The organism is Armatimonadota bacterium, from assembly GCA_031081675.1.
Lineage (GTDB): Bacteria > Sysuimicrobiota > Sysuimicrobiia > Sysuimicrobiales > Kaftiobacteriaceae > Calidihabitans > Calidihabitans tengchongensis.
The window spans coordinates 62,631-81,575 of the sequence record JAVHLZ010000007.1 but is presented as its reverse complement, the minus strand read 5'-3'; the positions used below and the strand labels follow the sequence as shown (position 1 = coordinate 81,575).

Genomic DNA, 18,945 nt, shown 5'->3' with positions numbered 1-18,945 from the left:
AGGGAAGAGGGAAGAGGGAAGAGGGAGGAGGGATGTTTGACCGCATCCGGTACAATGGGGAAGGTCCGGGGATAGGGGAACGGGTCTTTCGGCGAGGAGGGGGATGATGCGGATCCGAGGACGGCGGATCTCCCCGTGGGCGGTCGCGGCCGCTGCCGCGGCGCTCGTGGTCGTGGCCGGCGCGCTGGCCTGGCGGACCGGGCCGGCGCTCAGCCAGTCGTTCACCATCGGCGTCGTGGACATGCAGCGGGCCCTCGACGCCCATCCGCGCAAGGCGGCGTCCGAGCGCGCGCTGCAGGAGTTCTTCCAGGCCAAGCAGCGCGAATTCCAGGCCCGCGCCCGCACCCTGACCCCGCTGCAGCGCCAGGAGCTGGACCGGCAGATGCAGCAGGAGTTCCTCCAGAAGCGCCAGGAGCTGCTGGGCGGGCTGGACCGGGACATCCGCGCGGCGGTGGAAAAGGTCGGCCGCGAGCGGGGCATCAGCATCGTGCTGGACCGCAGCGTGGTCCTCTATGGCGGCGTCGACCTCACCGACGCCGTCATCGCGGTCCTGACCGGAAAGTAGATGACGGTCGGCCTGCGGCGGTGGCTGGCGGCGGGGGCCGTCGCCCTGGCGGCCGGCGGCTGCCGGGCGCGCCCGGCCGCGACTCCGCCTCCGCCGCCCGCGCCGGTGGAGACCCGGGTGGGCGTCGTGGATCTGGAGGCGGCGGCCCGCGCCCACCCCCTCTGGCCGGAACTGGACGCCGTCCGGCGCCAGCAGGAGGTGGTCGAGGCGCAGCTGGCGCAGATCCTCCCGCCGGCGCCGGTGCCCGTGGCGGATCTCCAGCGGACGCTGGATGAGGAGGCCCACCGCCTGCAGGCGGACCTGGAGCGGGAGATGGCCTTGCTGCGCCAGGACGCCCAGCGGCGCCTGGAGGCGTTTGCCGAGTCGGTGCGCCGGGAGCACGAGGCCCGGCTGGAGGCCCTGCGGGCGCAGCTGCAGGAGGAGGGGTCCCGGACGCTGGCAGCCCGCCAGCAGCAGATGCAGGAGGAGTTCCGCCGGACCGAGCAGGCGATCCGGGACGAGTACCGCTATCCGCTGCTGAACCTCCGGCTGCGGGCCGAGGTGGCGGGTCTGCGGTCGGAGGAGGAGGCCCAGGAGTTGCAGCGGCAGGCCCAGGCCCTCCAGGAAGAGCGGGAGGAGCGCATCCGCGCCGCCGCCGAGGAAGCCGACCGCGCGTTTGCCGAGTTCCGGCGGACCGTGGAGGCCGACATCAACGCCCGGCTGGCCCAGGCCCAGGAACAGCTGCAGGCCGACGGCCGGCGCCGGTTGCAGCTGCGGGAGCAGGAGCTGCAGGCGGAACTGGCCCGGGAAGGCCAGCGCCGTCAGCGCCAGCTGCAGGAGCGGCTGGAGGAACGGCGCCAGAGGCTGCTGCAGGCGGCGCAGGCCCAGCAGGCGCGGATCGAGCAGGCCTACCGCGCGCAGGTGGCGCAGCTGCGGGCACAGCTGCAGGCCCTGCGGGAGCGGCGGGCCCGACTGGAAGAGAGTATCGTCGCCGAGGTGAAGGTGGAGGCGGCCGTGGTGGCCCAGTCCCGCGGGCTGGACGTGATCCTGACCCGCTACATCGCCAACCTCTCCGCCGAGGACGTGACCGCCGACGTGGCCGCCCGGCTGAAGTGATGACCTCGCGGCGTGTCCTCCCCATCCTCCTGGCGCTGGCGGCTCTGGCGCTGCCCGGCTGCTCTCCCCGGGTCGGGGTGGTGGACTCCCACCGGGTGCTGAACGAGAGCGTGCTGGCCCTGTCCTTCCAGAAGCAGCTGGACGACCGGGAAAAGGCCATGGTGGCCGACCTGCAGCTGCTGCGCGGCCAGCTCAGCCCCGAAGATCTGGAGGCCCGCCGCCAGACGTACCTGCGGGAGCTGGCCGCCCTGCGGGCCGATCTGGAGCGCCGGCTGAATGAGCGGGTCCGGCAGGCCGCCGCCGACGTGGCGCGCCGGCGCCGCCTGCAGGTGATCCTGGTCAAGGACGCCACGCGGTGGGGCGGGGTGGACGTCACCGACGAGGTCATCGCGCGATTGAAGTGATGGTCCCGATTGGCGCGGGAAGACGTCCGTGAAGCTGCAGGACCTGGCAACGGCCATTGGCGCCGTCCTGGACGGCGACGGAACCGTGGAGGTCACGGCGGTGGCGGAGCCCGACCGGGCCGCCCCCGGCTCTCTGGTCATGGTGCGCGACGCGCGGCGGATTCCCGACGCCGAGCGCGGGCCGGCCGCCGCGCTGCTGGTGCCCCTGGACGCGCCGCCCTGCCGCAAGCCGGCCCTGCGGGCGCCCGATCCCCGACTGGCCCTGGCGCGGGCGCTGGCCGTCCTCCACCCCGCACCGCGCCCCCCGGCCGGGGTGCATCCCACCGCCCGGGTGGCGGCCTCCGCCCGCCTGGGGGAGGGCGTCTCCCTGGGGGCCTACTGCGTGGTGGGCGAGGGCACGGTCCTGGCCGACCGGGTGGTGGTGATGGACGGCTGCGTCCTGGGCCGGCAGGTGTCCGTGGGGGAGGACAGCGTGCTGTACCCCGGGGTGGTGGTCTACGACCGGACCGTCATCGGGCGCCGCGTGATCCTCCACGCCGGAGCGGTCATCGGCGCCGACGGGTTCGGCTACGCCTCCAGCGGCGCCGACCACGTGAAGATTCCCCACATCGGGCGCGTGGTGATCGAGGACGACGTGGAGATCGGCGCCAACACCACCGTGGACCGGGCCACCCTGGGCGAGACGCGCATCGGCGCCGGCACCAAGGTGGACAACCTGGTGCAGATCGCCCACAACGTCGTCATCGGCCGGGGCGTGCTGATCGCGGGCCAGACCGGCATCTCGGGCAGCGTGACCATCGGCGACGGGGCGGTCCTGGCCGGCCAGGTGGGCGTGCGGGACCACGTGCGGATCGGGGAGCGGGCGGTGGTCCTGGCCCGCGCCGTGGTGACCCGCGACGTCCCCCCGGGGACGGTGGTCTCCGGGGACCCGGCCCGCCCCCACCGGGAGCACCTGCGGGTGCAGGCCGCCCTGCGCCGCCTGGCCGCAGGCGGCCGGGCCGGCCAGGGCGAAGATGCCGGTGAGTGATCCCAACGCGCCGGCGTGTCACCGGCCCGGCGTCTCCTCCATGTGGCACCCGACCCAGCGGACCGTTGCGCGTCCTGTGGATCTGTCCGGTGTCGGCATCCACACCGGGCAGGCCGTCCGCCTGCGGCTGCATCCGGCGCCGCCGGGGACGGGAGTGGTCTTCCGGCGCGTGGACGCGTCCGCCGAAGCCATCCCGGTGCGCCCGCACGCGGTCAGCGACGCCCATCGGGGCGTGACCCTGGGCCGGGGCGTGACGGTGCGCACCGTGGAGCACCTGCTGGCGGCGGCCGCCGGGGTGGGGGTCGCCAACCTCCTGGTCGAATTGGACGGCCCGGAGCTGCCGATCCTGGACGGCAGCGCGGCCCCGTTCGTCAGCGCGCTCCGGGAGGCGGGCGTGGTAGACCAGGGAGCGCCGTGGCCGTCGGTGGCGGTCTCCGATCCCGTGTGGGTCGGCGGGGAGGGTGCCTGGGTGCTGGTCCTGCCGGCGCCGCGCTTCCGCGCCACCTACGCGGTCGTGTTGCGGGAGCCTCTGGGAGTTCAGGTGGTGGACTTCGACCCCCAGGCTGCGGACTTCGCCGCCGAGATCGCCCCGGCGCGGACCTGGGGGTATGCGGACGACCTGCCCGAGCTGCACGCCGCCGGCCTGGGGCGGGGGGTGGCGGCCGACAACGTGCTGGCGCTGGGCCCTGCGGGGTATCTGACGCCCCCGCGGTGGGCCGACGAGCCGGCCCGCCACAAGGTCGTGGACCTGATCGGGGACCTGGCCCTGCTGGGCCGCCCGCTGCGCGCCCACGTGATCGCCTGCGGGGCCGGCCACGCCCTGCACGTGGAGGCGGCGCGGCGGCTGTGGGAGCAGATGACGCCTCAATCTGCCCGATCTACCCCATCCCCATGACAATTGGGAAGATCGCGCAGATCGGGTAGATTGGGTAGATTGAGTAGATCCAGTGGAGGCTGACCGATGGTCCTGGACCAGGCGCAGATCATGGCCATCATTCCCCACCGGCCGCCGTTCCTGTTCGTGGACCGCATCACCGAGATCGGCGAGGACCGCATCGTCGGGGAGAAAGACCTGACCGGAGACGAGTGGTTCTTTGCCGGCCACTTTCCCGGCGCGCCGGTGATGCCCGGGGTCCTGATCATCGAGGCCATCGCCCAGACCGGCGCCTGCCTGGCCCTGCGGGCGCCCCAGTTCTGGGGCCGGATCCCCTACTTCGCGGCCCTGGACAAGGTGCGCTTCCGCCGCCCGGTGACGCCCGGCACGCGGCTGGTCATGGAGTGCACCCTGCGCTGGATGCGGGGGCGGGTGGGACGGGTGGACGGCCGCGCGCTGGTGGACGGCGAGGTGGTGGCCGAAGGGGAGTTCACCTTTGCCGTGGCCGATCGGGCGGGCGAGACGCCATGAGTGGCGAGGCCAACCGGCCGCCGCCCGGCATCCACCCCACCGCGGTGGTGCATCCCGGCGCCCGCCTGGGGCGGGATGTGGCGGTGGGCCCCTACGCGGTGGTGGAAGACGGCGCCGTGGTCGGCGACCGGACCGTGGTGGGGGCGCACTGCGTCATCCGCCGCGGGGTGACTCTGGGCGAGGACAACCGGCTGAGCGTGGGGGTGGTCCTGGGCGAAGATCCCCAGCACCGCCGCTACGCCGGCGAGGTCAGCTTCGTGCGGATCGGCAACCGCAACATCCTGCGGGAGTACGTGACCGTCAACCGGGCCTACGGCGAAGGGCAGGCCACCGAGATCGGCGACGACAACTACCTGATGTCCTACGTCCACATCGGCCACAACTGCGTCATCCGCAACCACGTGATCCTCACCAGCGGCACCAAGCTGGCCGGCCACGCCCTGGTGGACGACCAGGCCAACCTGGGGGGCCAGGTGGGCGTGCACCAGTTCGTGCGCATCGGGCGGCTGGTGATGATCGGGGGAGGGTCGGTGGTCCGCCAGGACGTGCCGCCCTTCATCCTGGCGTTCGGGCTGCCGGCCCGCGCCTACGGCCCCAACACCGTGGGACTCTCCCGGGCCGGCGTTCCCCCCGTGCACCGCACCATGATCAAGCGGGCGTTCATGCTCCTGTACCGCTCGGGGCTGGCCCTGCCCACGGCCCTGGGGCGGGTGGAGGCGGAACTGGGCGACGATCCCTACGTGCGGGAGATGGTGGAGTTCATCCGCGCCAGTTCCGACCGCGGGATCGTGCGGGGGGCGCGCGACGGCGATGGCCCCTGAGCCGGCCGTCGGCCTGCTGGCCGGATCCGGGCGGCTGCCGGTGATTCTGGCCCGCGCCATCAAGGGGCGGGGGCACTCGGTGGTGTGCCTCGCGCTGGAGGGAGCCGACGCCGCGCTGGCGTCGGTGGCCGATCACGTCCATCCGGTGGATTTCGGACAGGTGGAGCAGGTCCTGGCGGTGCTGGGCCGGTACGGCGCCGACCGGCTGGTCCTGGCGGGCGGCGTCCCCCGCGCCGCCCTGCTGCGGCCGGGCGACGGCCTCTTTGCCCGGTGGATGGCGGAGGCCGCCGACCGCCGGGACCACCCCCTGTTCCTCCACGTGGCGGCGCGCCTGGAGGCCGCCGGCGTCCGGGTGGTCGGCCCCCTGGAGTTCGCGCCGGACCTGGCGGCCCCCGAGGGGGTGCTGACCCGCCGCCGGCCGTCGGCGGAACAGTGGGAGGACATCCGGACCGGGATCGCCGTGGCCCGGGCGCTGGCCGACCTGGACGTGGGGCAGACGGTGGTGCTCCGGCGGGGGGTCATCCTGGCCGCGGAAGCCGCCGAGGGAACGGACATCGCCGTCCGGCGGGGCGCCGCTCTGGCGGAGGGGGTCGTGGTGGTCAAGGCCGCCCGGTCCCGCCAGGATCCGCGCTTTGACCTCCCGACGGTGGGGCCCGACACCGCGGCGCTGCTGGCGCAGGTCCGCGCCGCCGTCCTGGCGGTGGAGGCGCGCCGGACGCTGCTGCTGGACCGGGAGGAGACGGTCCGCATCGCCGACGCCGCCGGCCTGGCGGTGGTCGGCGTTCCCGGACCAGAACGTCCGGGGCATGGCGGAGGGTGACGGGCGCCGGTGACGCACCGCGACCCTGATGCCGTCCCCGACGGCGCCGCGGGTTCGGGCCCCCGGATCTTCTTCGTGGCCGGCGAAGTCTCCGGCGACATCGCCGCCGCCGCCGTCGCCGCCGAACTCAGGCACCTGGAGCCCTCCGCGGACCTCGTGGGGGTGGGGGGTCCCCGCATGGCGCGGGCGGGGGTGCGGATCCTGGCCGACAGCACCGGCTGGAGCGCCATCGGCCACCTGGACCCCCTGCTGCACCTGCCGACGCACCTGCGGCGGCTGGTGTGGGTGGAGCGGACGATCCGCCGGCACGCCCCCGCGCTGCTGGTCCTGGTGGACTTCGCCGCCTTCAACCTGCGCCTGGCGGAACGGCTGGCCCGGGCCGTGCCCACGGTCTACTACGTGCCCCCTCTGGTCTCCGTCCGGCGGGGGCAGAGGGCGCGGAAGGTCGCCCGGCTGCCCGTGCGCCTGCTGGTGACGCTTCCCCCCGAGGCGGATGCCTACCGCGCCGCGGGTGCCGACGCCGTCTTCGTGGGGCATCCGGCGGTGGACCTCGTGGTTCCGGGCCGCGAGACCGCGCGGCGGGCGGCCGGGATCCCCGCGCACGTGCCGGTGGTGGGGCTGCTGCCCGGAAGCCGGCCGCAGGAAGTCCGGGCGCACCTGCCGGTCCTGCTGGAGGCGGCCCGACGCGTGGGCCGGGCGGCCGGGGATGTCTGGTGGGTGCTGCCCGTGCCGGCCGCCGAGCTACGCTCTGTGGTCCTGCCGGCGGTGCGCGCGGCGCCGGTGGCCGTTCGGGTGGTGGACGACGGCCCCACGGCGATGGCCATGGCGGACGCGCTGGTGGTGGCGACGGGCACGGCCACCCTGGAGGCGGCCGTCCTGGGGGTGCCCATGGTGGCCGTGTACCGGCTGCCGTGGATCAGCTGGCAGATCGCGCGCCGGATCGTCAGCGCGCGCTATGCGGCGCTCCCCAACATCCTGGCCGGCAGGCCGGTCGTGCCCGAGCTGCTGCAGGACCGCATGACGCCGGATGCGGTGGCCGGTGCCGTGGTCGCGCTGCTGCGGGATCCTCAGCGCCGGGAGCGGATGCAGCGCGAGCTGCGGGAGGTGGCCGCAGGCCTGGGCCCGCCGGGGGTGTCGCGGCGGGCGGCGCAGGAAGTGGTGGCCGCCCTGCGGCGGTCGTAAGATGAGAGGGCGGTGACCTGGTTCCCCTTTCGCACGGCCGGGATGCCGGTGTCCAGACGCGCGGCGGCGGTCGTGGCGTCGGCGGCGCTGGTTGCCCTGGCGGTCTGGCGGTGGACCGCCGGCCCTCCGCCGGGTCCTCCCGCCGTCCCGGGAGCGGTGTCTCCGGCGGTCCCCTCCGGAACTCCGGCGTCGCCCTCTCCCCTCCTGGAGGTGCAGGGATCGCGCCTGGTGGGGTCGGATGAGGCCGGCCGCCGGCTGTGGGATCTGGAGGCGGACAGCCTGCGGGTGGACCGCCAGAGGCGGACGGTGGACGTGATCGGGCCTCGGGGCCGGTGGTACGCGGGCAGGACCGTGGCGGCGGTCTTCGAGGCGCCCCGGGGCCGCTACCTGGCCGATGACGGCGTCATCGAACTGGAGGGGGGCGTCACCGCCACCTCCGCCGACGGGCGGACGGTTCGGGCCCGGCAGATCCGGTGGGACATCCGCCGCGGAGGGGTGGAGGCCCGGGGCGACGTGGTGCTGCGCCAGCCGGGCGCGGTCCTCCGCGCCGACACCTTGCGCGGCGACGCCGCCCTGACCACGGTGATCCTGGAGGGGCGCGTCATGGTTGACATCGGGCGGTGAAAAAGGGAAAAGGGAAAAGGGTAAAGGGAAAAGGGTGAAGAGCGAAGAGAACAAGTTCAGGACATACAGGCGGGGATGTATGCGCCCTCGTCCCTCAGGATCGGCCCCGCGCCGCCGGAGCCTTGCCAGTTTGACCCTCTTCCTGTCCTTATCATTCCCTTTTTCCCTTTTCCTCTTTCCCTTTTCCCTTCCAGCCGGTCAGGCCGTGCCCATCGAGATCACCGGCGCCACCCGGGTCGAGGTGGATGAGGCGGTCGGCGTGTGGGTCCTGGTCGGGTCTCCGGTGGTGGTGCGCCGGGGGAGCGTGCGCATCCAGGCTCCGTCGATCCGCTACGAGGTCCGCCCGCAGGTGGTGGCGGCGACGGGAGGCGTGACCTACGGCGATCCGTCCGGCGAGGTGCGGGCACAGACCCTTACCGCCTGGCTGGCCGACGAGCGGGTCCGGGCGGAGGGCGATGTGGTCGCGGTGGCCGGCGGGCCGCCCCCGGTGGAGCTGCGCGCCGCCCGGGCGGACGCCGACCGGGCCCGGGGCGTGGTCGCCGCCTCGGGAGGCGTCACGGTGCGGCGGGGGGATCTGGTCCTGCGCGCGGCGGAGGCGACCTACACCCAGGCCGACCGCCGCGTCGTCGCCGCCGGCGACGCCGTGGTGGACTCGGAGGCCGGGATGCTGGCGGCAGACCGGCTGGAGGCCCTGCTGGCGGAGGAGGTTGTGGTGGCCGAGGGGCGCGTGCGCTTCCGCTATCGGGACATCGCCGGGACCGCCGACAGGGCCCGCCTGAGCCGGCGGGACAGGATCGCGGTGCTGGCCGGAGCGGCCTCCGCGCAGATGGGGGCCCACCGCGTCACCGCCGACGTCCTGACCGTGGACCTGGCGGCGCGCCGGGTCACCGCCGCGGGCGCCGCCCGCCTGACCGTGGCCGCCCCTCCCTGATGCTGGAAGCCCTCGGCCTGGTCAAGCGCTACGGGTCCCGGAGGGTGGTGGACGGGGTCTCCCTGCGCGTGGAGCGCGGGGAGACGGTCGGCCTGCTGGGTCCCAACGGCGCCGGCAAGACGACCACCTTCTACATGATCGTGGGGCTGGTCCGCCCCGACGCCGGCGACGTCAGGCTGGACGGGGTCTCCCTGGCGTCGCTGCCCGTCCACGTCCGGGCGCGCAGGGGCATCGGCTACCTGGCCCAGGAGCCGTCGGTGTTCAGGGGGCTGACGGTGGAGGAGAACATCCTGATGGTCCTGGAGGCCAACGGCACGCCCCGGGCGCGCCGCCGGCAGGTCCTGGAGTCGCTGCTGGAGGAACTGGATCTGGTCCCCCTGCGCCGGCAGCGGGGAGCCACCCTGTCGGGAGGCGAGCGCCGCCGGGTCGAGATCGCGCGGGTCCTGGCCGCCAACCCGGCCTACGTCCTGCTGGACGAGCCGTTCACCGGCGTGGACCCGCGCTCGGTGGCCGAGCTGCAGGACGTGGTCCGGTACCTCAGGCAGCGGGGGATGGGGGTGGTGATCACCGACCACAACGTGCGGGATACGCTGGCCATCACCGACCGGGCCACCATCATCCACCAGGGGCGGATCCTGCTGGAAGGCCGGCCCGACCAGATCCTCGCCGACCCCGAGGTCCGGCGGGTCTTTCTGGGGGAGCGCTTTGAACTCTGACAGGCGGGGACGCGGGAGCGCGGGACCGCGGGAACGCGCCCGCACCGTCCCTCTCCCGGCGGGGGAGAGGGCGGGGTGAGGGGGGATGGCCGTCCGCCTGCTCGACCGCTACCTGTGGCGCCAGTTGCGGGACGTCTTCGCCTTCGGGGTCGCCATCTTCACCACCCTCCTGCTGATCAACCACCTGTTCTTCGTCGGACGCCTGGTGCTGCAGCAGGAGTCCTCCCTGCCGGTGGCGGTGCAGCTGGTGGTCTTCCGGCTGCCGTACTTCGTCGGGTTCAGCCTGCCCATGGGCATGCTGCTGGCTGCCCTGCTCACCGTCGGGCGCCTGTCCGACGGGCAGGAGATCACCGCCATGCGCACCAGCGGCATCAGCCTGTCCCGGATCGCGGCGTCGGTGGTGGCCGCCGGGGCGGTGGTCAGCGTGGCCAACCTGGCCCTCAACGAGCTGCTGGTGCCATCCGCCGAGGAGCGCTACCGCCACGCCCTGGCCGTGGCCCTGCGGCGGCCCGCCCCGGCGGCGCAGCGGGACGTGCTGTTCCGGGACGTGCAGGACGGCATCGAGTCGGTGTACTTCGTCCGGCGGTTCCTGCGGGACGAGCAGCGGATGGAGGGCGTGGTCGTCAACCAGCTGGAGCGCGGCATCCTGCGGCGGGTGATCGAGGCGCCCGAGGCCCGGTACGTCGGGGACGGGTGGGAGTTCCGGGACGGCGCCATGTACGTCCTGACCGGCGAGGGCACGGTGGTCACCCGCTTTCAGCGCCTGCGGGTGGGCCTCCGGCGGACCCCGCAGGAGATCGCGCTGCCCCCGGTGGACCCCTCCGAGATGAGCATCCGCGAGCTGCGGCGGTACGCCGACGTGATCCGCCGGGGCGGAGGCGACCCGACCCGCTACGTGGTCCAGGCCCACTTCAAGACGGCGGTCCCGTTTTCGGCGGCGCTGTTTGCCCTCCTGGCGGTCCCCCTGGGGTTGCGGCCGCACCGCTCGGGCACGTCCATCGGCCTGGGGCTGACCATCCTGGTCCTGATCGGCTACTACATCATCAGCTCCATCACCCTGACCCTCGGCGAGAGCGGCCGCCTGCCCCCGGTGCCGGCGGCGTGGGCTCCCAACGTGATGCTGGCCCTGGCGGGGGTGGTGCTGCTGTGGCGTGCCGACCGCTGAGCGGCGATGGACTACGTTGAAGGTTGGAGGTTGAAGGTTGGGGATTGAAGGCATGACTCCCCCTCTTCCCTCTTCCTTCTTCCCTCTTCCCTCTCGGGATCCCGAGCTCACGGTGGTCGTCCCCACCTACAACGAGCGGGAGTCGCTGCCGGCGCTGGTCGGGCGGCTCGTGGAGGTGGCGCGCGGGCTGCCGCTGGAGGTGGTGGTCGTCGACGACGGCTCCCCGGACGGGACCGGCGCGCTGGCCGAGGAGCTGGCCCGCACCCTCGCCGTTCCCCTCACCGTGGTCCACCGGCCGGCCAAAGGAGGCCTGGCCTCGGCGGTCCTGGAGGGAGCCCGGCGGGCGCGGGCGGCGCTCGTGGCGGTGATGGACGCCGACCTGTCCCACCCTCCGGAGCTGCTCCCCCGCCTGGCCGCCGCGCTGCGCGGGGGCGGCGACCTGGCCGTGGCCTCCCGGTACGTTCCCGGCGGCGGGGTGCAGCGCTGGCCGCTCCTGCGGCGCCTGATCAGCCTGACGGCCACCTGGCTGGCGCGCGCGGCGCTGGGCCTGCGCGTGGCCGACCCCCTGTCGGGCTACTTTGTGGCCCGGCGCGAGATCCTCGCCGGCCGGGCGTACCGGGGGACCGGCTTCAAGCTGCTGCTGGAGGTCCTCGCGACCCACCCCGACGCCGTCGTGGTGGAAGTGCCCTATGTCTTCACCGACCGCCGGGCCGGCCGCAGCAAACTCTCCCCCCGCGAACTGTGGGAGTTTCTCAGGGTGGTGATCGCGCTGAGGCGAGAGGGTCGTTGGACCGTGGAACGTTTGAAACGTTAGAGCGTTGAATCGTTGAAACGTTGAATCGTTGAAACGTTGAACGCAGTATTGAATGTCCGCAGGACAGAGTCTAGGCTGAGGATGACCCGTGGCCGGGGTCCGGAGGGGAGTGTGGCCGCGGAGGTTATCGTGCGGGTGAAGCATGAGAACTTACGGGTATGGAGTGAAGCGATGGTCCTCTCCGAACGTGTCTACAAGGAAACCTCCCACTTTCCCCGCGAGGAGAGTCTGGGACTTTCCGCTCACATCCGACGGTCGGCCGTCTCCGTCGCCGTCAACATTGCGGAGGGATGCGGACGATACCACACGCGTGAGTTTGTGCGCTTCCTGTTCATCGCGCGGGGATCCCTCTTTGAGCTTATGACGCTGTTGGACCTGTCTCGCCGCCTGGGTTACCTGTCCGTTCCCCAATACATCTCTCTCCGTGACTCCTGCGAGGGCCTTCTGACACCCCTGAGCGGGTTGATCCGCAGCCTGAAAGGAACGCGTCGTCGCGGAGCGGTATTCAACGCTCCAACGCTCCAACGGTCCAACGCGGCACGTTAGTCATGGAACCGGGCGTCCTGCTCATTCCCCTCCTGCTCGCCCTCAGCGGGGTCATCGCCCTGGCGGGCAACGCCGTGGGCCGCTCCATCGGCCGCCGCCGGCTGACCCTGCTCGGGCTGCGGCCCCGCTACACCGCCCAGGTCGTCACGGTGGTCACCGGCGTCCTCATCGCCCTGCTGACCCTGGCGGCGGTCCTGCTGCTGTCCGCGGAGGCCCGGGTGGCCCTGTTCCGCCTCAACGAGGTCCTCCGGCAGACCCAGCGCCTGGAGGAGGAGATCCGCCGCCAGGAGGACCGCCTCAAGCAGCTGGCCCTGGGCGACATCGCCTACCTGAACAACCAGGAGGTCCTGCGGGACGTCATCGACGGCCGCCAGGACCCGGCCGTGATCCGCCAGCGGGTGCAGGCGGTGGTGGACCGGGCCGGCGAGCTGGCCCGGGAGAACGGCATCGGCGTGGACAGCCGCGGGGAGGAGATCGTGCTCTCGCCGCCCCGGGCCACCTGGGACGCCATCGCGGCCCTGATCGACCACCGCAACGCCGACACCGTCCTGCGGCTGGTGGCCGCCCAGAATACCTTGAAGGGCGAGCCCCTGGTGGTCTACGTCCAGCTGTTTGACAACCGCCTGGTCTATCCCGCCGGCACGGTCCTCGCCCAGGGGGTGGTGGACGGCCGGCAGCCCCGGGAGGTGGTCGGCCGCGACCTGCTGCGCCTGGCGGACCAGGCGGCGCGGGTGGCCCGGGGCAAGGTCCTGCCCCCGCCGTTCACCCTGGTGGGCGCCGCCCCGGCGGCCCAGCTGGACATCGACGACCACCGCGCGGCGGTGGCGCGGATCCGCCAGGCCGGCGGGCCCGTCCGGGTGCAGGTGGTGGCCCAGCGGGACATCTATACCGTGGGGCCGTTGCTGGTGCGGTACCTGATAGGACGTTGAAACGTTGGGACAGGAAACGCTGAAGCGTCTTTTTTCTCTTCCTTCTTCCCTCTTCCCTTTCTCCGTTCCACCGGGAAGGAAATATCTCTCCCGAGGGTTAATCCCCCATCAGAGGTGCGGGTGTAGGGAAGTCCGGTGCAACTCCGGCGCGGTCGCGCCGCTGTGACCGGTGATGCCCGCCTCCAGGCACGCCACTGGGCGGTGACCCTCCATGCGGGGGCCCGCCTGGGAAGGCGGGGGTCGGGCGATGACCCGGAAGCCAGAAGACCTGCCCGCACCGTGTCGCCACACGCCTTCGCGCAAGAGGAGGTGGGCGGGTATGGTCTGTGTCCGGCCTGCAGGCATCCGGCGCCTGTGGGCGTTGCTGTCCGTGATGGCCGTGGCGGTCTTCCCCCGACCGGCGGCCGGCCAGCAGGAGCCTCCGGTCTTCGAGCTGCCCGAGGTCGTGGTCCCCGGCCGTCGGCCTCAGCCGGTGGCCTCCACTCCGGCGTCGGTCAGCGTGATCACCCGCGAGGACATCGAGAGGCTGGGCGCCCGCACCGTGGCCGACGTGCTGTTCCTGGTCCCGGAGGCGGTGGTGAGGGCCTACGGCGGCCTCGGCAGCCTGGCCCAGATCAGCGTCCGCGGGTCCACCCCCGCCCAGGTCCTGGTCCTGCTGGACGGGGTGCCGCTGAACAGCGTCGCCCTGGGCCAGGCCGACCTGAGCACCATCTCGGTGGACGCCGTCGAGCGCATCGAGGTCCTGCGCGGGCCCTTTTCGGCCATCTACGGCAGCGGCGCCCTGGGCGGGGTGGTGAACATCGTGACGCGGACCGCGGACCGCCGCCGCGCCCTCGTCCAGACCGGCGGCTACGGACGGCGCTCGGCGGTCCTGACTCTGCCCGGCGCGCCCGCGGCGCCCTGGCTGCTCACCGTCACCGCCGACGCCACCGCCGGCCACCGGCCCAACAGCGACTACCAGGGGACCACCCTGGCGGCCCGCCTGGCACTGCCCTCGGCCGGGCTGCTGGTGCACCACTACGCCTCCGACCTGGGCTCGCCGGGGGACACGGCCTTTCCCACCCCGGCCGACCGCCAGAGCGAGCGGCGCGACCTTGTGCAGCTCACCGGCGGCGGGCCGCAGGCCCCCGCATCCACCCGGCTGTACTACGTCGGCGACGACTTCACGTTCGCGTCGGCGTTCGGCCTCAGCACCTATGCCTCGCGCCTGTGGGGTGGAGAAGCTCAGCGGCGGTGGCAGACTCCGGGCGGCCTGCTGACCGCTGGGGTGGAGGCCCACAGCCAGTCCCTGGACGCCCTGGTCTTCGGCTCGCCCATCGTCGCCGAGGCGAGCGTCGCCGCAGGCTACCTCCAGTACGACACGGCCCTGTCGGACCGCGCCCTGGCGTCTGCGGGCCTGCGGGCGGATGTGCACTCGGTCTACGGGACCACCCTGAATCCCCGCGCGGGGATCGTGTACCGTCCGGACGGGGCGACGCGCCTGCGGGCGGCGGTGGGGCGCACGTTCCGCGGCCCGACGTTCCTGGAGCTGTACTTCCCCGGCTGCAGCAACCCGTCGCTGCAGCCGGAGACGGCGTGGGCGGCCGAGGTCGGGGTGGAACGGCAGTCCCGGCAGATGCTGCTCGCCGCCACCGCCTTCGGAACCTGGGCCTCGTCCCTGATCGCGGGCGGCTGCCCGCCCTCCAACGTGGGCCAGGCCACGGTCCGGGGACTGTCCGTGGAACTCCGCCGGCTGCTGGCAGGCGGCGGGACGCTGGTGGGGTCCCTGACCGCCCTGCAGGCCGCCGACGGGTCGGGGGCGCCCCTGCTGCGGGTGCCGGGAGTGACCGCGCAGCTCACCTTCCAGCGCCCCCTGATGGCCGGGACGCTCACGGTGGCCGCCTCCTACGTCGGGCCCCGGCCGGACCTGGACCCGGCCACGTTCGCCACGGTCCAGATGCCGGGCTACCTCGACGTCCGGGTGCGCTACCGGACCGCGACGTCCGCAGGCGCCACGCTGACCGTCGGCGTGGACAACGCCTTGGACTATGCCTATGAGCCGGTTGCCGGCTATCCCGCCCCGGGCCGCACGGTGTTCGTGACCACGTCCTGGGAGTGGTAGACGAAGGGAGGAGCACGCCATGAACGCGCGCGTGGGAGTTCTGCTGGGGCTGGTCCTGGCCGCCGCCGCCTCGCGGCTGCTGCCGCACCCGCCCAACGTCACACCGGTCGCCGCCCTGGCCCTGTTCGGCGGCGCCCACTTCGGCCGCCTGTGGCAGGCATGCGCCGTCCCGCTGGGGGCGATGCTGCTCAGCGACCTGGTGATCGGGCTGCACGCCCTGATCCCGTTCGTCTACGGCAGCCTGGCGCTGGCCGTCCTGATCGGGATCTGGGTCGGTCGCCGCCTCACCCCCGGGCGGGTGGCGGCCGGAGCGGTGGGCTCGTCGGTCCTGTTCTTCCTGGTCACCAACTTCGGCGTCTGGGCCCAGGGGGCGCTGTACCCCAGGACCGCGGACGGGCTGCTGGCGGCCTACGTGGCCGCGCTGCCGTTCTTCCGCAACACCGTGGCCGGAGACCTGTTCTACGCGGCGGTCCTGTTCGGCGGCTTCGCCCTGCTGGAACGCGCGGTTCCGGCGCTCCGGACGCGGCCGGGAGTGATGGAAAGGGCCGGCAGATGAAGGTCCGACCGGCCGCCGCGATGGTGGTCGCGGCGGCCGCCGCAGCCGCCGCCGCGGGAGGGTGGTGGCGGACACCCGTCGGGGAGAGGGCGCCCGCTCCCGCGCGTCTGGGGGCGGCCTACGACCGCAGGGCCCCCACGGCGGAAGAGGAGGCCGGCGTCGCCCAGGAAGCGGCGGCCAACTGGACGCCCGGCGACGTCGGGCGGATCTCCTCCCCGCCTTCACCCTCTTCGTCGCGTCCCTCGCCGCCACGGCCGGGACCGTCAGCACACCGGGCTCCCGCCGGGACGACGGCACCATCCGCCGGTCCCGCGCGCTCTACTGCGGCGGAAAAGTCCGCCGCCAATCGTGCCGGTCCTGCGGGCGTCGCCGACGACAGCGATCGGGGAGGTACCGCCCTGCCGTCCCGACCGGGACGCCGCGTCGAAGGCGGCGAGGGCGCGTCTGTCCCGGCCGCGTCCTCCGCAGGCGCCGAGCCTGCCGCCGGCGGGGAGGTCTCCCCGGCCGCGGCCGCCGGGCCGCCCGCGGCCTCCCCGCCCGTCCTGACGCCGCCCGTCCTGCTGGAGACCGGCCGGCTGGACTACCCGCAGGCCGGCTACCGGATGGTGGTGGACCGCGACGGGCTGACCGCCCACGCGCGGGCGGAGGCCGTCGGGGGAACGGTCGTCCTCAAAGTTCTGGTGCGTGCCGACGGCACCGTGGGGGCGGTGGAGGTCGTCCGGTCGTCGGGGCACGCCTCCCTGGACGAAGTCGCGGCGTCCTCCGCCTGGAGCTGGGTGTTCCGACCGGCCACGCGGGACGGCGCTCCCATCGACGCCTGGGCGGTGGTGCCGGTCACCTTCGGTACGGAATAACAAAGGAAAAAGGAAAAAGGAAAAGGGAAAAGGGAGAAGGGAAAAGGGAGAGCGAAGGGTTATGGTGGTGGGGGGCGGGTGGCGATGTGCAGGGGCACGGGTACCGTAAGCTCGCGGTCTGGCAGAAGGCGCACGCTTTCCTAAAGCTTGTTCTCAGTACATCAAGAGAATTCCCCCGCACCCGTGAGGCGCAGATCGTCAGGGCACAACTCTTGCGTGCAGCCATGTCTGTTCCTGCCAATATCGTTGAAGGCTACGGAGGTCAATACGGGAAGTCGTTCGTGCGGTATCTCAAAGTATCGCGAGGGTCAGCGTGGGAGGCCGACTACTGGATCTTTCTCGCTGAAGAAATCGGCGCGATTGACCGTACTTCGTACGTTTCCCTCCGCCGATCCTGCGGGGAAGTCATTGCGATGCTGACCGCTGCCATCAACAAGGCCTCGCACTAATGGATCTCCCTTTGTTCTTCGCATCAGTTTGCAGTTGCCATTTTCCCTTTTCCCTTTTCCTTTTTCCCTTTTCCCTCATTCTCGCCCTCGACCCCGGGCGCGACAAGTGCGGCCTGGCGGCAGGAGAGGGCGGTCGGGTCCTGGCGCAGGCGGTCGTCCCGCGCAGCCACCTGGCCGCCGTGCTGGGGGAGTGGGCCGGCCGGTTTGCGGTGGACCGGGTCATCATCGGGGACCGCACGGGGGCGGCCGAGGTCCGGCAGGAAGTGGAGCGCGCGCTTCCGGGCACGCCGGTGAGCCTGGTGCCGGAGGAGGGAACGACGCTGCTGGCCCGCCGGCGGTACTTCCAGGACCACCCGCCCCGGGGGTGGCGGCGCCTGCTGCCTGTGTCCCTGCAGGAGCCGCCGGAGCCCTACGACGACTACGCGGCGGTGGTCCTGCTGGAGAGGTTCGCCGCCCGGGGCCCGGAGTCCGAATAGTGTTACTGTGGAAAAACTTCCTCCCGCCCGGCGGGCTGCGGACGCATCACGGGGGCGGGCAGGAGGAGTCGGGCCCGGGAGGAAGTATCTATCTTTTGGACGGACAAGCCGGAGCCGTGCCGGCCGGTAGCGCTGGCCGAAAAGACTCACACAGACGCGGCAACCGGGTCCGGCCCGTCCACGCAGTGGATGCCCTGCGGCATCTCCGCAGGGGTGCAGTTCCCGGGTCACGTGCACAGGTGTCACCTGCCGTCTGCACACGGCGGCACCGGAGCGGCGGAAAGGGGGGATGGGGTATGGATGTGTCCGCCCGGGCCGGGACGGTAGGGGACAGCGGGCCCGCGGCCGTCGTCGAAGCAGGAAGGAAACACGACCACTTTCTGCAGATGCCGCCTGGCCGTCGGCCCGACAACTCCACACAGGGGGACACGAGCAGATGAGGAATCTGGCACTGACCGTCGCAGCGATCCTCGTGCTCGCCACGGTCTCCCCCGTCTTCGCTCAGCCGTTCGCGGACGTCCCGACCGACCACTGGGCGTTTGACGCGATCGCTGAGCTCGCCGCGAAGGGCATCATCGAGGGCTTCCCCGATGGGACCTTCAAGGGCGACCGGGGGGTGACCCGCTACGAACTGGCCATGGTGGTGGCCAGGATCCTGGCCCGCATCGAGGCCATCAAGATCCCGCCGCCGCCCCCGCCGCCGCCACCGCCGCCGGCTCCGCCGCAGCCTGAGGTGACAAGGGCCGACATCCAGGCGATCCAGCGGCTGGTCAACGAGTTCCGCGCCGAGCTGGCCGCCCTGGGCGTGCGGGTGACCGCCGTCGAGGAGGAACTGGCGGCCCTCAAGGGCGCGCTGGACAAGACCACCATCACCGGCGACTGGACGTACGTGAACACCTTCGCCACCGGTACGCTGGGCACAGTGGCCCGCAACCGCGCCCGCCTGACCTTCAAGGGCAGCGTGGGCGCCGGAACGGCCGTGTTCGTCCGGGCGCGCTGGAACGCGGTCTCGCCCGCGACTTACACCACCGACTTCGACCGGGTGTTCTTCGACTGGTCGTCGCCGTGGGGCATTTCCTTCCGCGTGGGCCGCGACTACTGGTCGTTCGCCAACGGCATCCTGCTGTCGTCGGCGGAGAACAGCGGCGCCCGCAACGGCGTGCGCGCCAGCGGCTCTCTGGCTGGGTTCTCGTGGACGGTGCTTGGATACAACCGGGTCGCGGACTATGCGCCCACCCCTGACTTAGAAGGGAACGCGGTTACGTACGCGGCCCGCGTCAGCACCACACTGGCCGGGTGGTCGTTCGGGCTGAACTACCGCAACGACCGCGACTACTTCGGGAACGCCGTGCTTCTGACCACAGGCTGGAGCGTGGACTTCAGCGGCGACCTCTTCCCCGGCTTCAGCCTGTCGGGGGAGTACGCCAGCGTGAGCAGTCCCGCTACCGCCACCGCCTGGACGGCG

General features: G+C 72.7%; 21 protein-coding genes and 1 riboswitch. All 21 genes read left to right on the top strand.

Annotation, left to right across the window (positions count from 1 at the left end; genetic code table 11):
- Positions 1-103: 103 nt before the first annotated feature.
- Positions 104-565, top strand: coding sequence for an OmpH family outer membrane protein (locus RB150_04240; GenBank protein MDQ7819747.1), 462 nt, complete (start codon positions 104-106; stop codon positions 563-565).
- Positions 566-1,660, top strand: coding sequence for a hypothetical protein (locus tag RB150_04235; protein ID MDQ7819746.1), 1,095 nt, complete (start codon positions 566-568; stop codon positions 1,658-1,660).
- Entirely contained in the window at positions 1,660-2,064 is a 405-nt protein-coding gene (locus RB150_04230) for a hypothetical protein (protein MDQ7819745.1), read from the top strand. The genes RB150_04235 and RB150_04230 overlap by 1 nt, the downstream gene beginning before the upstream one ends.
- Before the next feature lie 28 nt (positions 2,065-2,092).
- Complete coding sequence (lpxD, locus tag RB150_04225) at positions 2,093-3,091, top strand: UDP-3-O-(3-hydroxymyristoyl)glucosamine N-acyltransferase (protein ID MDQ7819744.1); 999 nt, start codon at positions 2,093-2,095, stop codon at positions 3,089-3,091.
- A complete protein-coding gene (gene lpxC / locus RB150_04220; protein ID MDQ7819743.1) occupies positions 3,078-3,986 on the top strand; it encodes a UDP-3-O-acyl-N-acetylglucosamine deacetylase in 909 nt (302 codons plus the stop codon). Before lpxD ends, lpxC begins: the two co-directional genes overlap by 14 nt.
- Before the next feature lie 66 nt (positions 3,987-4,052).
- Complete coding sequence (gene fabZ, locus RB150_04215; GenBank protein MDQ7819742.1) at positions 4,053-4,496, top strand: 3-hydroxyacyl-ACP dehydratase FabZ; 444 nt, start codon at positions 4,053-4,055, stop codon at positions 4,494-4,496.
- Positions 4,493-5,317 carry an acyl-ACP--UDP-N-acetylglucosamine O-acyltransferase gene (gene lpxA, locus RB150_04210; GenBank protein ID MDQ7819741.1) on the top strand — a complete coding sequence of 275 codons (825 nt, stop codon included), beginning with the start codon at positions 4,493-4,495 and terminating at the stop codon, positions 5,315-5,317. Before fabZ ends, lpxA begins: the two co-directional genes overlap by 4 nt.
- A complete protein-coding gene (lpxI, locus tag RB150_04205; protein MDQ7819740.1) occupies positions 5,307-6,137 on the top strand; it encodes a UDP-2,3-diacylglucosamine diphosphatase LpxI in 831 nt (276 codons plus the stop codon). Before lpxA ends, lpxI begins: the two co-directional genes overlap by 11 nt.
- A gap of 9 nt (positions 6,138-6,146) precedes the next feature.
- Positions 6,147-7,319 carry a lipid-A-disaccharide synthase gene (gene lpxB / locus RB150_04200; GenBank protein ID MDQ7819739.1) on the top strand — a complete coding sequence of 391 codons (1,173 nt, stop codon included), beginning with the start codon at positions 6,147-6,149 and terminating at the stop codon, positions 7,317-7,319.
- Between the two features lie 48 nt (positions 7,320-7,367).
- On the top strand, positions 7,368-7,943 hold the full coding sequence (lptC, locus tag RB150_04195) for an LPS export ABC transporter periplasmic protein LptC (GenBank protein MDQ7819738.1): 576 nt from the start codon (positions 7,368-7,370) through the stop codon (positions 7,941-7,943).
- Between the two features lie 205 nt (positions 7,944-8,148).
- Positions 8,149-8,874, top strand: a complete 726-nt coding sequence (locus RB150_04190) for an LptA/OstA family protein (GenBank protein ID MDQ7819737.1) — start codon at positions 8,149-8,151, stop codon at positions 8,872-8,874.
- Positions 8,874-9,590 carry an LPS export ABC transporter ATP-binding protein gene (lptB, locus tag RB150_04185; GenBank protein MDQ7819736.1) on the top strand — a complete coding sequence of 239 codons (717 nt, stop codon included), beginning with the start codon at positions 8,874-8,876 and terminating at the stop codon, positions 9,588-9,590. The genes RB150_04190 and lptB overlap by 1 nt, the downstream gene beginning before the upstream one ends.
- Before the next feature lie 85 nt (positions 9,591-9,675).
- Positions 9,676-10,755 (top strand): LptF/LptG family permease, encoded by a 1,080-nt coding sequence (locus tag RB150_04180; protein ID MDQ7819735.1) that lies wholly within the window; start codon positions 9,676-9,678, stop codon positions 10,753-10,755.
- A gap of 112 nt (positions 10,756-10,867) precedes the next feature.
- Positions 10,868-11,569, top strand: coding sequence for a polyprenol monophosphomannose synthase (locus RB150_04175; GenBank protein ID MDQ7819734.1), 702 nt, complete (start codon positions 10,868-10,870; stop codon positions 11,567-11,569).
- 81 nt (positions 11,570-11,650) lie between these two features.
- Positions 11,651-12,115 carry a four helix bundle protein gene (locus tag RB150_04170; protein ID MDQ7819733.1) on the top strand — a complete coding sequence of 155 codons (465 nt, stop codon included), beginning with the start codon at positions 11,651-11,653 and terminating at the stop codon, positions 12,113-12,115.
- A 2-nt stretch (positions 12,116-12,117) separates the two neighbouring features.
- Positions 12,118-13,044, top strand: coding sequence for a DUF3084 domain-containing protein (locus tag RB150_04165; protein MDQ7819732.1), 927 nt, complete (start codon positions 12,118-12,120; stop codon positions 13,042-13,044).
- 77 nt (positions 13,045-13,121) lie between these two features.
- Positions 13,122-13,335, top strand: a riboswitch (cobalamin riboswitch).
- A gap of 28 nt (positions 13,336-13,363) precedes the next feature.
- Entirely contained in the window at positions 13,364-15,145 is a 1,782-nt protein-coding gene (locus RB150_04160; GenBank protein MDQ7819731.1) for a TonB-dependent receptor, read from the top strand.
- Positions 15,146-15,164: 19 nt separating this feature from the next.
- Complete coding sequence (locus RB150_04155; protein MDQ7819730.1) at positions 15,165-15,701, top strand: DUF6580 family putative transport protein; 537 nt, start codon at positions 15,165-15,167, stop codon at positions 15,699-15,701.
- The gene (locus RB150_04150) at positions 15,698-16,555 is read left to right on the top strand and encodes an energy transducer TonB (protein MDQ7819729.1); all 858 of its coding nucleotides are present in this window, start codon (positions 15,698-15,700) and stop codon (positions 16,553-16,555) included. Before RB150_04155 ends, RB150_04150 begins: the two co-directional genes overlap by 4 nt.
- 448 nt (positions 16,556-17,003) lie before the next feature.
- Positions 17,004-17,480 (top strand): pre-16S rRNA-processing nuclease YqgF, encoded by a 477-nt coding sequence (locus tag RB150_04145; protein MDQ7819728.1) that lies wholly within the window; start codon positions 17,004-17,006, stop codon positions 17,478-17,480.
- A 436-nt stretch (positions 17,481-17,916) separates the two neighbouring features.
- On the top strand, positions 17,917-18,945 hold a 1,029-nt coding region (locus tag RB150_04140), incomplete at its 3' end, for an S-layer homology domain-containing protein (GenBank protein MDQ7819727.1).